15 protein-coding genes, 2 tRNA genes, 1 pseudogene and 1 riboswitch are annotated in these 11,964 nt (G+C 38.0%); of the genes and pseudogenes, 11 read left to right on the top strand and 7 right to left on the bottom strand.

What is annotated here, in order from left to right:
* Positions 1-362: 362 nt before the first annotated feature.
* Complete coding sequence (locus BrL25_RS00765; protein WP_018670421.1) at positions 363-1,244, top strand: DMT family transporter; 882 nt, start codon at positions 363-365, stop codon at positions 1,242-1,244.
* Between the two features lie 79 nt (positions 1,245-1,323).
* Positions 1,324-1,788: an aminoacyl-tRNA deacylase gene (locus BrL25_RS00760; RefSeq protein WP_018670422.1), complete on the top strand. Its 465-nt coding sequence runs from the start codon at positions 1,324-1,326 to the stop codon at positions 1,786-1,788.
* 371 nt (positions 1,789-2,159) lie between these two features.
* Here the strand turns inward: BrL25_RS00760 and BrL25_RS00755 are convergent, their stop codons facing one another.
* Positions 2,160-2,573: a hypothetical protein gene (locus BrL25_RS00755; RefSeq protein WP_018670424.1), complete on the bottom strand. Its 414-nt coding sequence runs from the start codon at positions 2,571-2,573 to the stop codon at positions 2,160-2,162.
* Between the two features lie 301 nt (positions 2,574-2,874).
* Between BrL25_RS00755 and BrL25_RS00750 the strand changes: the two genes are divergently transcribed.
* On the top strand, positions 2,875-3,363 hold the full coding sequence (locus BrL25_RS00750; RefSeq protein ID WP_018670425.1) for a DUF456 domain-containing protein: 489 nt from the start codon (positions 2,875-2,877) through the stop codon (positions 3,361-3,363).
* A gap of 186 nt (positions 3,364-3,549) precedes the next feature.
* On the opposite strand, the pseudogene BrL25_RS26435 reads toward BrL25_RS00750, so the two are convergent.
* Together BrL25_RS26435 and lexA are read right to left on the bottom strand one after the other, a co-directional pair.
* A pseudogene (locus tag BrL25_RS26435) lies at positions 3,550-3,947 on the bottom strand (isochorismatase family protein); the annotation flags it as partial.
* Between the two features lie 118 nt (positions 3,948-4,065).
* A complete protein-coding gene (lexA, locus tag BrL25_RS00745; protein ID WP_018670426.1) occupies positions 4,066-4,686 on the bottom strand; it encodes a transcriptional repressor LexA in 621 nt (206 codons plus the stop codon).
* Positions 4,687-4,847: 161 nt separating this feature from the next.
* Between lexA and yneA the strand changes: the two genes are divergently transcribed.
* From yneA to BrL25_RS00720, 5 genes are all read left to right on the top strand, one after another.
* Positions 4,848-5,234 carry a cell division suppressor protein YneA gene (yneA, locus tag BrL25_RS00740; protein ID WP_018670427.1) on the top strand — a complete coding sequence of 129 codons (387 nt, stop codon included), beginning with the start codon at positions 4,848-4,850 and terminating at the stop codon, positions 5,232-5,234.
* Between the two features lie 78 nt (positions 5,235-5,312).
* Positions 5,313-5,507, top strand: a complete 195-nt coding sequence (locus tag BrL25_RS00735; protein ID WP_018670428.1) for a DUF896 domain-containing protein — start codon at positions 5,313-5,315, stop codon at positions 5,505-5,507.
* A gap of 63 nt (positions 5,508-5,570) precedes the next feature.
* A riboswitch (Fluoride riboswitch) is annotated at positions 5,571-5,630 on the top strand.
* Positions 5,631-5,690: 60 nt separating this feature from the next.
* Positions 5,691-6,083, top strand: coding sequence for a fluoride efflux transporter CrcB (crcB, locus tag BrL25_RS00730; RefSeq protein ID WP_018670429.1), 393 nt, complete (start codon positions 5,691-5,693; stop codon positions 6,081-6,083).
* On the top strand, positions 6,083-6,445 hold the full coding sequence (gene crcB, locus BrL25_RS00725; protein ID WP_018670430.1) for a fluoride efflux transporter CrcB: 363 nt from the start codon (positions 6,083-6,085) through the stop codon (positions 6,443-6,445). The genes crcB (BrL25_RS00730) and crcB (BrL25_RS00725) overlap by 1 nt, the downstream gene beginning before the upstream one ends.
* Before the next feature lie 77 nt (positions 6,446-6,522).
* On the top strand, positions 6,523-8,766 hold the full coding sequence (locus BrL25_RS00720) for a HelD family protein (RefSeq protein WP_018670431.1): 2,244 nt from the start codon (positions 6,523-6,525) through the stop codon (positions 8,764-8,766).
* Here the strand turns inward: BrL25_RS00720 and BrL25_RS25385 are convergent.
* The 3 genes from BrL25_RS25385 to BrL25_RS25020 all read right to left on the bottom strand — a co-directional run bounded on the left by BrL25_RS25385 (position 8,703) and on the right by BrL25_RS25020 (position 9,860).
* Entirely contained in the window at positions 8,703-9,077 is a 375-nt protein-coding gene (locus BrL25_RS25385) for an OsmC family protein (protein WP_081621587.1), read from the bottom strand. The genes BrL25_RS00720 and BrL25_RS25385 overlap by 64 nt on opposite strands.
* A 121-nt stretch (positions 9,078-9,198) precedes the next feature.
* Complete coding sequence (locus tag BrL25_RS00710; protein ID WP_018670432.1) at positions 9,199-9,501, bottom strand: HesB/IscA family protein; 303 nt, start codon at positions 9,499-9,501, stop codon at positions 9,199-9,201.
* Positions 9,502-9,707: 206 nt separating this feature from the next.
* Positions 9,708-9,860, bottom strand: coding sequence for a hypothetical protein (locus BrL25_RS25020; protein ID WP_018670433.1), 153 nt, complete (start codon positions 9,858-9,860; stop codon positions 9,708-9,710).
* 151 nt (positions 9,861-10,011) lie between these two features.
* On the opposite strand from BrL25_RS25020, the gene BrL25_RS00705 reads away from it, so the two are divergent.
* The 3 genes from BrL25_RS00705 to BrL25_RS00690 all read left to right on the top strand — a co-directional run bounded on the left by BrL25_RS00705 (position 10,012) and on the right by BrL25_RS00690 (position 10,844).
* Positions 10,012-10,087, top strand: a tRNA-Thr gene (locus BrL25_RS00705).
* Between the two features lie 7 nt (positions 10,088-10,094).
* Positions 10,095-10,179, top strand: a tRNA-Tyr gene (locus BrL25_RS00700).
* Positions 10,180-10,652: 473 nt separating this feature from the next.
* Positions 10,653-10,844 carry a hypothetical protein gene (locus tag BrL25_RS00690; protein ID WP_018670435.1) on the top strand — a complete coding sequence of 64 codons (192 nt, stop codon included), beginning with the start codon at positions 10,653-10,655 and terminating at the stop codon, positions 10,842-10,844.
* A gap of 123 nt (positions 10,845-10,967) precedes the next feature.
* Here the strand turns inward: BrL25_RS00690 and BrL25_RS00685 are convergent, their stop codons facing one another.
* The gene (locus tag BrL25_RS00685) at positions 10,968-11,702 is read right to left on the bottom strand and encodes an alpha/beta hydrolase (RefSeq protein ID WP_018670436.1); all 735 of its coding nucleotides are present in this window, start codon (positions 11,700-11,702) and stop codon (positions 10,968-10,970) included.
* Positions 11,703-11,964: the final 262 nt, after the last annotated feature.

The raw sequence follows: 11,964 nt of genomic DNA, 5'->3' as shown, positions 1-11,964 counted from the left end.
GTTGATTTATCTTGAGCATTTTTGGATGGGTTTGTTTTTATTTCAAAGCTACTCTCTACATCGTTTGTTATTCATAGAAATGCAAAAGACGAAGTAGAATTTCCTTTATTTATTTTGAATTTTTTGTAATAATGCAGAAGCATGCTTGCAATGTCATCAATATTATGAATAATAGTATATAACTTAAAAGGATTTCTGTATGCTAGTCGACTTTGTGTGATTAGCTTATATCTAGTCTAGAAAGCAATCTTTTTATTCGTTAGTGGGAAGAGGGCGGTTTCAGTTCAATGAACCCGTTTTATTTTTGGATCAACTATAGTAGTTAGAGTAATAACTTCTATAGATAGAATGGAGAAAAAATTATGAATATAAGGGCTTTTATTCAAATGTTCATTGCGATGACGATTTTTGGATCAGTTGGTTTTTTTTCTGTGTTAACTGGTCTTCCTGCTTTAGAATTAGTTTTTATTAGATGCATTTGTGCGACAGTTTTCCTTGGTATTATATGGGTTGTTACAGGAACGTATAAAAAAGAACAATGGGGCAAAAAAGAACTGATTAGAGTTAGCTTCTGTGGAATAGCAAACCTGTTAAATTGGATATTCTTATTTAAATCCTTTGAATTGATTTCAATTACAGTAGCGATCTCTCTCTATCATCTTGCCCCGATGATTGTCTTACTTGTAGGTAGCTTTATTTTTAGAGAAAAATTAACAACTCTATCAGTTCTAGCAATATCGGTATGCTTTGTAGGAACGATTTTCATTATTGGAGTTGATGGCGATCTCTCAAATGCTTCGTTTCAAATGACTGGATTTTTGTACGCTATTCTAGCTGCCCTTTTTTATGCATTAACGATGATTTTAGGGAAAAGTTTGCAACAAATAAGTGTCTATGCCACCACGTTTATTCAAACTGCCCTAGGCGCTATATGTTTGCTTCCCTTTATTCATTACCATGCATTTTTAGATTTAACTACGCTGAATTGGGCATATGCAATCATTACTGGTATTATCCACACTGGTGTTGTTTACCTTCTGTTTTTCGATAGTGTACGAAAGCTATCGACCAGAACCATTTCAGGAATGGTATTTTTAGATCCAGCCGTCGCTATTTTATTAGATGTGGTCATTATTGGATTTCGACCAAGTATTATTCAAACAGTGGGTATCCTATTCATTTTTATTGGAATGCTTTATACATTAAAAAAACCAAAACAAGAAAATACGGCGAATTATACGTAACTAAAATTCACCACTACTATTGATAAGTCATTGGAACATAGGTAAAATGAGGAAAATATTTTAGAAAGGAGAGGGGGATATGAATTCTTATGAGTTGCAAGTAAAAGAATATCTACATTCAAAGAATGCTGATGCCCAGCACTTTATTTTAGGTCAATCTTGTCATACGGTTGAAGAGGCGGCAAAAGCTGTGAATGTTCCTGTTAACGAGTTGGTTAAAAATATTTGTATGGTTGATCAAGTTGGAAGATTAATTGTTGCCGTGGTAAAAGGTGAAGATAGAGCTAGTACATCACGAGTAAGTAAAGCACTCAATATTGAAAGACCTCGTTTGGCCAATGAAAAAGAAGTGTTAGAAGGAACTGGTTATCCAGCTGGTGGTGTCCCTTCTTTTGGGTTTGAGGCCATTTTTTTAGTAGATCCTAGAGTAACAGAATTGGAGTATGTTTATACGGGAGGAGGCTCGCCTAATTCTCTAGTAAAAATAAAGGTAGAAGATTTATTGAGATTAAATAGAGGAAAAATTGTTCGTGTAAGAAAATAAAAGATACAATATGGTGATGAGTAAGGCTGTTTAGCATACAGCAAATTCCCTATGAAGCCATCAATTCCAGGGAGAATGGGAAATTTCTGAGATCGAGCAAAATATTTCGGCACAGAAATTCTGGCGCGCATTAATTTCTGAATACACAAATAATAATTATCAAGAATTGAGAAGAGAGGATTGGGATGGTCCCATTCAAAAATTCTCGTCAATAGGTATTCAAAAAAGGGGAGGAGAATGAAAGATAATCTAGCATTTAAAATGGTGCTTATTTTATTGAATCTTATCATTCTCCTACAAACAGTCTTAGTAGGTACAGCGGATGTAAGTGGTGATTGTTAATCAGCTGAAGGTGTAGGATTTAGTAAAGCCTAGTGAATAGTCACGTTACCTGAAATAGTGACAGGATTAACGCTAGAGTTTTGTAGAATAACAATCCAATGTGAATTTCGTGGCACAGTTACGGTAGATCCTTTTGGATAAATTTTTTCAGCTCCATACCGATTTGCATTCAGTAGGTACCACCCCAGCGTATCTACATGCTTGTCAAATGTAACTGTTACGGTACCACCTTTAGCTAGGAAAAAAGGTCCTGTGACCCCAGCTTCTCCATATCCTCTATCCCATTCCTTTACTGTTAATGCAAATGGAATAGAAAATTGACTGTAAGCATTACTACTCATACTTACTTGAGTTGTACTATGCTTTTCTTGAGCAGCATAACTAGTCGAGGACAGTAAGAAAACAACAGGTATTGCCAATAAAGAATAAACGATTTTGTTCATATTATTACCTTCCTTTTCTAAATAGGGTACACAGATTGATGAATGGAAAAATGAAATCACCTAAAATAAATTTCTACAAATGTTATATTTTACCTTTTTTAGTTTATTTTTTTTCTTGCTGGCCTTTTCCTGTTCATGTAGGACAGAACCATATAAAAGAGAAGGAGTCACGTATATGTAGATGAGAAGAAACGTATACCAAACAAGAAAAGGAAAACTTGTAAACAAAAATGAAACGTAGGAGAGCATTGATACGTACATATAGAAAACGGGTAAGATGCAACAAAGAGGGGGTTTAAACATGGATGTTTTATTGTGGTTGATCGTTATTCTCTTATTCGGTCTTAGTATCGCCGGCATCTTCTTGCCAGTGTTACCTGATACCGTTTTATTATGGGGCGGTTTCTTATTGTATCAGTTTGCGATTGCCGATCCGGGGGCAGGACTGCCGGTTTCCTTCTGGTGGGGAATGGGAATTTTGAGTGTGATGTTATATGGTGCTGACTTAATGACCAATATGTATTTTGTTAAAAAGTATGGAGGATCAAAGGCATCAGCAATTGGCTCAATATTAGGTATTATCATTGGTGTATTTACGTTTCCGCCATTTGGTATGATTATTCTTCCATTTGTATTTGTATTATTAATTGAAATGCTGATGCAAAAACAACCGGCTGAACGAGCTTTTAAGATAGCTATAGGAAGCCTCATTGGATTCTTCAGTAGTGCTATTGTGAAAATCTTTATTCAACTAATCATGATTATCTGGTTCTTTATTGTAGCTTTGTAAAAATTTTTTGTGGATAATCAAATTAGGTATTGAATTTTTGATCTAATGAACAAAACCGAGATTGTCAATTATTTTTTCTATGATCAACTGGAGAGAAAAGCGGCAATCTTGGTTTATTTTTTTTGTTCTTGAATCAGGATTGGTCTTAATGGTAGAGTTTTGGTGCTCTTTTGAGAGTATGCCAATTTACTTTTTCTGATAATGATTGTGAGTCGGAGAAAACAGATTTTCACGCGCATATCTTACAAGAGGAAAATGATCCACATTATCATGTCCATGTAACACCCGATTATGGTGAGTAATCATCTGTTCGGCAGGTAAACTGGTTGAATCTGTTGTAGAATGTCCGTCTCCAACTAGTGTTACATCAAAGCCACATATAGTAGCCGTTCTGACGGCTGTGTCAATACAGAGTTCTGTTTCAGCCCATCATGATTAGATGCTGTATCTGGTGATCTATGAATGCTCGAATGGATTTCAAAGCCCGTTCCATTCCCATTAGCAACATCTTTATCTCTACTAAAAATGACGGAATAATCTGAATGCAATACTTGTTGTATGACAGCATTAATCGAAAGTAATAGAAACGGTTGCTAGCTAAAAAGTTTCAGAACGAAAAAACTCTTGGTGAGTATGATCTTTACCAAGAGTTTTTTCGTTCAAGCACGTTAGAAGTCAGCAAGTAAATTAAAATTCAATGTACTAGTGGAAAAGGCGGTAAACGCCAATCACTTTACCTAGAATTGTAACGCTATCTAAAATGATTGGTTCAAGCTGAGAGTTTTCTGGCTGAAGACGGAAGTGCGTTTTCTCTTTAAAGAAACGCTTAACAGTTGCTTCATCCTCTTCTGTCATCGCTACCACGATATCACCGTTATTGGCTACATTTTGTTGGCGAACAATTACGTAGTCGCCATCTAAAATGCCTGCCTCAATCATGCTCTCTCCCATAACGCGCAACATGAAAACATTGTCAGACGTAACGATGTTTTCTGGCAATGGAAAATATTCTTCCACTTGTTCAATAGCTGTAATAGGCTGACCTGCCGTTACCTTACCAACCATTGGAACACGAACAATGGAGCTTTCATAATCATCCTGTATACGAGTTTCGTCCAATAGTTCAATAGCACGTGGCTTAGTAGGATCGCGGCGGATTAAGCCCTTCTTTTCAAGTCGTGCAAGATGACCGTGAACAGTGGAACTGGAAGCTAGTCCTACCGCTTCACCGATTTCTCGGACAGACGGGGGATAACCTTTATCTTTTACTTCCTTACGAATAAAATCAATGATCGCTTGTTGGCGATTGGAGAGTTTGGACATTTCGAACACCTCATTCTCTCGATCCAGATATTTTCTACATTATACCATGAGAATTTGCGTTCGACAAACATTAGTTCGATTTCACCTGCTTGACAGGAATGTTTGTTCGCATTATGATTGTGCTATCGAAATAAGAACAAACGTTTGCGAGGGTGATGATAATGATGGTACAATCTAGCAATTGTCAGAATCTATACAAAGATAAAACAAGAACAACGACGAATAAGAACACGTTGGTACACCATAGAAGAGGGATAACACGAGGGCAGGCTATAGTAACGATACTGCTCATCATAATAGTATCCTTTGCAGCAGGAAGTATGATTTTTGGAAAAGAAAAAGTGGCTATTGCAGCTCCCAATACACAGCAAGAAGCTCTTGTCATTACCATTCAGCCAGGTGATACGCTGTGGAGTATTGCGGAAGCATATCAACAGGAATCCGGGTTATCAGTTAGAGAACTAATGGAAGAGATCATGATACGAAATCAATTAGATAGCCCAATGATTTATGCAGGAAATAATCTCGTTATTCCAGCATACCGGTAGGCTTTAAACCATAATTTATATCTCCTCTCTTTGGTCTTGTGTTATAATAAAGAGAAGTTAGTTGAGGAGGTATCACCATTGGTTACTGATGCAGAGGTAAAACGTATTAATGAATTAGCCAAGAAATCGAAGGGTGTTGGCTTAACTCCAGAAGAAAAAGCGGAGCAACAAGTTCTTCGTCAAAAATACATTGATGCTATGAAGGCTTCCTTGAAATCTAGTTTAGACTCGATCCGTTATGTAGAGGATGAGGAACCTAAGCATAAGCACTAGTCTATGTGATTTCTTTAAATAATCCACGTAGGAATAGTGCCGTTGATTAGGGTTACTTACAAGCAAATAAGAGGCGATGGAGTTCGCCCGAAGCGCCGTTAGGCTAATGACTCCTACCAGCAATATTGCTGGTAGGAGTTTGTTTGTATATGTGTCAGAAATAGATGATAGAGGAGGGAGTGCATGTCATTTTTTATTGTTGGACTATCAGGAATGATGGGGGCTGTATCTCGATATTTACTAGGAGCATGGACATCGGGCTGGTGGGGGCTTTCATTTCCTTTAGGAACGCTAGTAATTAATTTCATAGGCTGCATTGGATTAGGCATTCTCAATCAATATATCCTAACTCGAAATCAACTGCCTTCCTGGTTTACCGTAGGAGTAGGAACAGGGTTTATTGGCTCTTTTACTACCTTTTCGACTTTTAGTGTAGAGACGCTAACTCTTTGGCATCAGCATCAATATATGCTAGCGATTTGTTATGTGTTGGCCAGTCTATGGGGAGGTTTGCTAATGATATGGCTTGGTTCTTTGATAGGTACTCGATTAAGCACAGAGAGGGAGCGAGACTGATGCTATTGAATAGTATAGGAGTAGCATTAGGCGGGTGTCTGGGAGCAGTGGCTCGCTATGGAATCAGTCTGCTGATAAATCGGAGTTATCAAGGAATGTTTCCATTGGCAACCTGCTGTATCAATATTCTTGGATGTTTTTTATTAGGTATAATAATAAGCTCTTCATTGGCCCCATTTTTTGTGGTAATGGCAGGAACAGGTTTTATGGGAGCCTTCACGACCTTTTCTACATATAAATGGGAGAGCTACTCTTTATTCACTAAAAAACGTTACCAAATAGGAATCATATACTTACTTATCAGTTATTCCTTGGGAATTTCATCTGCCGCACTGGGGATGTTTCTCGGAGTACAATTGTGATTTCTAAGATTGTCCTTGGATTTGTTATTTTGTTTTGATAAGATAAATATTCGTTTGATGAAAAGGAGGTTAGACATGTGACCATTCATCATCCTGCATATAAGGAAGAACAAGACCGGCTGGATAAAACGGTACATACCATTGAAAAGGAGATTGGACAGCTCCGAGAAGATCTGCGAGAGGCAACGGATGATTATGTTAAACAAGTAGTCAATTCTTCGAAAGCAAGGGATCTCTTTCACCTGGAAAGCTCCTTGAAAAAGCCCTACTTTGGTCGAGTGGATTTCATGAAGGAAGAAACGTATGAAATGGATTCCGTATACATCGGAAAACGTGGGATCGTAGAACGCGACACAATGGATAGTGTTGTAGTAGATTGGCGTGCACCTATTGCCAGTCTTTATTACAGTGGGGAGAACAAGGATGCTTTTTACCGAACACTTCAGGGAATTGTACGTGGAGAAGTAAAGCTAAAACGTAATTTTGCTATAGAAGATGCTCGGATTACAGGAATATATGATGGAGCTTTAAAAGAAACGATTCATCGCGAGATTGGGGCGCCAGAGGATTTTCTTGAAGAAGGCTATATTGACGAATTTTTAGCTTCTAGTCTGAATCAAAATAACGATAGTCGATTAAAAGATATCGTTGCTACAATTCAAACGGAACAGAATGATATCATTCGTGCTGAAAAAGATCGGGCAATTGTAGTACAAGGAGTAGCAGGAAGCGGAAAGACTACGATTGCATTACACCGATTGTCCTATTTGATCTATAATTACCAGCATTTGATCGCTTCCAAGAAATTTATGGTATTTGCGCCAAATAAGCTGTTTTTAACATATATCTCTGATGTATTACCCGAATTAGGCGTGGAGGATGTGCAGCAAGCAACTTTCACCGAGTGGGCAGCCAAACAGGTAAAGGTGCTTTTGCCAAAAGGATGGCGAATTGTTGATCCGAGCAAACCATTGTTACTTTTCTTTGAAGACGATACAAGTAAGCAGGTGGAGCAACGTAAAACGTGGAATCGGATGTCATTTAAGGGTTCTATTCACTGTCGTAATATGTTAGATCAGTATATGAATTATTTGCTACATGAACTAATAACCTATAAGGATTTGCGATTTATTTATAATAAGACAAAGCATGTGTTTGAAATGAAAAAAGCAGATATTCGCCAGTTGTTTATTGATGAATTTGCTCATTTACCATATCAACGGAGAAGAGAAGCTTTAGCTAAGCATGTGAAACAACAGATGACGCAACAATTATTTACTCATTTGAGGGAAGTAAAAATTGATCTGGATAAGCCTAGCTTATTGCGTTTCGAGAAAAAAATAGATGAATTACTTGTTTTGTATTTAGGTAAGTGGCCAAGTATAGATGCGTTTAGTGTGTATGCGCAACTATTGCAAGACTGGGAGCTGATACGCAAGCTTACCAGTGAAGAAATTCCGGATGAAGTGCTGCAAGATGTTGTGGAGACTTCAAAATCATTAATAGAGGAAGAACGTATAGAAGCAGAAGATCTTGCTCCTATTTTATATCTTCGTCATCTGCTGGAAGGAAGCGGGAAGGAAGCACCTTTTGATCATACGGTGATTGATGAAGCTCAGGATTTGAGTTATGTAGAGATTTTAGTGCTTTCTTTACACACAAAAAATGAATCAATGACTATCGTAGGGGATTTGGCTCAAGGTATTCATGCCTACCGTGGATTAGATAGCTGGCAGCCAGTTTTACGAAATATCTTCAAAAAGAAAACAGACTTTTATACATTAGAGCAGAGCTATCGTTCGACTATTGAAATTATGAATTGGTCCAATGTTGTTCTAGAGGGCACTCACTTACCGGAAATTACAGAGGCCAAGCCAGTGTTGCGTCATGGTGAGGAACCGCTATTCTTACGGGCCAAAAGCCTAAGCAACATGCTAGAGGATATTAAAAAACGAGTCGAAAAGTTTCTAGATTTTGGTCATCAAACGGTGGCGATTGTAACCAAAACCATACATGAGAGCAAAAAAATTGCAAAGGCATTAAAAGAAAAAGGTCTTGAGCTACACCATTTGGGTGTAAAAGATAAGGAATTTCCCGGTGGAGTAACGGTTCTTCCTGCTTATCTGACGAAAGGGTTGCAATTTGATGTAGTAATTGTCCTACACGTAGATAATGAACATTACAGGGACAATGAGATGGATGCCAAGCTACTTTATGTAACAATGTCTCGTCCTGTACATCAACTTCTACTATATATTCAAGGGGAAGCTAAGGTGACACCATGGCTAGAGGCAAAAGCAAATGCTATACAAGAAATATGAAATGAAAAATAATGCAAGGTAATACTGAAAAACCATGAAAGCTTCCCAGAATGAACGATTGTTAGAGTACGATCAGTTCTGGTAAAGCAATCATGGTTTTTGCTTTGGTTGTATATGTTTTGGAGGGTTAGCGAATCGTACGAAATACGTTGTTTTTCTAAGATGCGGGTGAAGACGATTTGGCTACAGCCAGCAATTGCAGAAACTAGCAAATCAATTGGTTTAAAGCCACTCTGACGATCACTAGAGATGGTCAAATTCTCAAAAGGGAGTGTTGTTTGCAAGGTTTGATTAATCTGAGTGAATTGCATGATCCTACCTCCTGTTTAGAAAATAGAGCAACCACGAAGGAGAGTATTCTTCGTGGTTGCTCTTGAATGCAAATAATATGTAGAGTTTGAGATACAAACAAATCAACCAGGGGAAAAGAAATTAGTGATCTCCTGTGTTGCCCTTGCTTGGATTGGTTACTACAAAGCCTTCCTCTGGAACATACAGATAATCTATTACGACTCCATCTAGTAAATCCTCGGAGGTTTGCAGAAGGACGTCAATGTCTTTATCAGTAGATACAACGGTATCTTTCTCAGAAGGTTTGTCCAAAGTCATACCATAATGAGCGTGAGTACCGTGTTTGTGCGTGATATATACGCGAAGTTTTAAATCTTTATCTGTTTCCTGAGCCATGATTTCATTGATTTTTTTTGCGGCATTGCGAGTAATTTTTGCTTTCATCATCGAAGACTCCTTACCTTGTTAGGATGTGTTCATCATAACAAAATTACCTTCTATGTGGCAAACCTCTTACGCACTTTTGCGTGAACATCTTGAATGGAATGAATCGGTGGCATGTTCCAATGAAGAAGGTAAGAACCAAAACCAGACTCAGATATGGATATTGGGTTGCCAATAGTGTACATGGCAACCCATGCTAGCTATTCTTAATAAAATGCTCCAGGCCAATCGTACCATCCAAGCGAAGATAAATAAGCATCTGTGAATGCATCTTCTTCACGAGGAGGATAGGACAGTTCGTGCTCATCTACAAATAATAATTCACTCGGCTCTGCATGACGATGTGGATCATAATTCATGGAGAAAAGCCCCCCCTTCACAGTACATAGTCTGTCCCATTTTAAAAGGAAATACGATTTTAAATTTTTTTTAAAAAGGTATTGAATATCAAAAAGGTTCATGATATACTCAATTTTGTTGTGAAGCAAATAATGATTTGCTATTTGAAATGCCGGTGTAGCTCAATTGGTAGAGCACCTGACTTGTAATCAGGGGGTTGTGGGTTCAAGTCCTATCGCCGGCACCATTTTTATGGGGAGATAGTGAAGTGGCTAAACACGGCAGACTGTAAATCTGCTCCCTCCGGGTTCGGCGGTTCGAATCCGTCTCTCCCCACCATACTTGTTACTAGAGCACCTTGACTGTTAGTCACGGTGCTTTTTTATGTATTAGCTAGAATTCGTATTTTTATTACGAGATGAATTTGCTTCGGACAAAATTATCTTATGACATGTTGATTGTCCGTATGTTATCCTATTCATTGAGATGGATGGTATGGCAGGAGTAAACATAGTAGGGAGAATTGTGTACGCTAGCCGAAATCTGAAATTCAATAAAAAAGTAAAAAAGAACCGTTTTCACTTTTTTATTGAAGAAAAACTAAATATTGTCTTGTTGGAATTGTGTATTCTATTCCTATTTCGTCCATTTGTAGAATGTAAGAAGAACCTATTTTATGGGTATTGCGGTAAAGTAAAAGGAGAGTCCTATTCTAATAAAATATAGTGACTGGTAGTTCTTTTTCGTGCGATTAAATGGAAGCTCTGTTTGTCATACTAGAAGAGAGGAATATATGAAACTGGGGTGGTTACGTGATTTCACAACAAGATATTATGAAGGTGCAGCAACAAATGAACCGGGAAGTAAGTAAGCTGGTCAATATTGTATTAGTAGACAGTCAACAAGTAGCTGGTGAAATTTCGGAAGCGACTGATGATGAGATTCGCTTGTCTGATGGGCGAACCTACAGGTATGAAACGATCCGTGAAATTAATGGTCTATAAAAATGAAAGCGGTAACATTTAGCTGAATCAGAGCCAAAAACATTTTAATAGGAAGCCATGATGTTCTATCGCCATGTATTTCTCAAGATAGGAAAAGGGGGCTAGAACACCCCCTATAGTAGTTTATAGACCTGAAATTGGGAAGAAATATTTTAATGCATCAGGTAGAACACGTTGCCAAAAGCCCCAAACATGGTCACCGTGATCTTCAATGTAGGCGATACGTGCTTGCTTTCGATCTAAAACAGACTTCATTCGTTGGTTGTAGTCTAAGAAATCGTAAGTACCTGTGCTGGTTTCTACTTGCAGCTCTTTCAAGCCTACAATCATCCACATGTGCATCCAGGATAAGTCAGTTGTTTTTTCTGCTTCATCAATAGAGGCATCAAAGAATGCACCTGATAAAGAGATGATTTTATGGAATAGATGAGGGTAATCAAGGGACAAATGGAACGAAACTGTACCACCAAGAGAGTCACCGGCTAGAATACGGCTATCAGGGTCTTGGCGGATTGGATATTTGTCCTCAATATAAGGGACAAGCTCCTCTGCGAAGAAGCGTTTGTATCCAGGGTTTCTTTCCCCAACATGTGAGTATTCGCTGGTGCGTTTGCTTCGCTCATTTGAGACGCCGACAATAATCATAGGTTCCATGCCTTCTTCAAGAATAAGGCGATTAGCGATTGTAGCGATTCGACCCATCGTAAAGAACTCATTTCCATCCTGACAATAGATGACCGGGTAGGAGAGCATGTCGTTGTAGCCCGGAGGTAAATACACTTTTACTTGACGTGGTGCATCTAGGTACTTGCTGGTAAGTTCTTCTTTGATGATGGTTCGTTTTAGGATGTCTGACATCGAATGGAAACCTCCCGACAATTATTCTATCGTTTTTACAAATTGTAATTAAGGACTTGCAAAAAAATGATACAGAACTTATCATTGATAATAACAGGAACAAGTAAACCCCTGTAATGACTATATTATAACACAAAAAACAGAGTCATGAACTGAAATATAACAGTTAAAATAACTTTTATATGGTTCGCATATACAGGGCTTTTTGTATCTTCCGTAAGAATGTAATTTTACTCCAAACAAAACTCCGTTAATGAGGTGA

Origin of the sequence: Brevibacillus laterosporus DSM 25 (assembly GCF_002706795.1) — a bacterium.
Classification (GTDB): domain Bacteria; phylum Bacillota; class Bacilli; order Brevibacillales; family Brevibacillaceae; genus Brevibacillus_B; species Brevibacillus_B laterosporus.
The sequence above is the reverse complement of the archived record's forward strand: the minus strand, read 5'-3'. Positions and strand labels throughout refer to the sequence as shown.